This is a genomic window from Bacillus sp. 007/AIA-02/001, from assembly GCF_004634455.1.
GTDB classification, from domain to species: Bacteria; Bacillota; Bacilli; order Bacillales; family Bacillaceae_G; genus Bacillus_A; species Bacillus_A cereus.
In genome coordinates this window covers 1-494 of record NZ_SEIY01000041.1, presented here as the reverse complement: position 1 = coordinate 494, position 494 = coordinate 1, and the positions used below count along the sequence as shown (strand labels likewise).

Here is a 494-nt window from a genome sequence, read left to right as displayed (position 1 = left end):
CAAACAAATCCACCATGTACAAAAAGACTTGCCCCAGTAGCTGTTGCTGCTATATCTAATGGAATAACAATTGGTGACGCTAATCCGCCAGTTCCTACTTCTGCGACGATAGTTAAGAAATTAGATCCACCTATGAGCGAAATAGCTTCAAACATTTCTACACTAGACCCGACTATTGATATAACATTTCCAGCCAACCTTCCAGCTTGGTAAGTTGTCTTACTTTCTAATTTATCATTCTCATGTGGTTGTAGTCCAAAAAAGTTTTCTAGTGCTGCATCACCAGCACCTTGAAAAAATTCGATAACTCCATGCAAAAATGATTGCGCATAAATGGCTGTTTTTTCATGCCATGATCTATTGTCTTCCTGTTCTTGTAAGTTCATTTCTTGTTTTTGCAAAGTAATTTCTTTCATCTCGTTTTTTCGAGCTGTTTCTTCTATAATCCCCTGAATCGAACTCACCCAATCCATATTCAACCCTTGTGTACTAAA

Annotated in this window: 1 pseudogene; it reads right to left on the bottom strand. The window is 37.7% G+C overall.

Annotated features, from left to right (window positions below):
* A pseudogene (locus tag ES895_RS29575) lies at window positions 1–494 on the bottom strand (hypothetical protein); the annotation flags it as partial.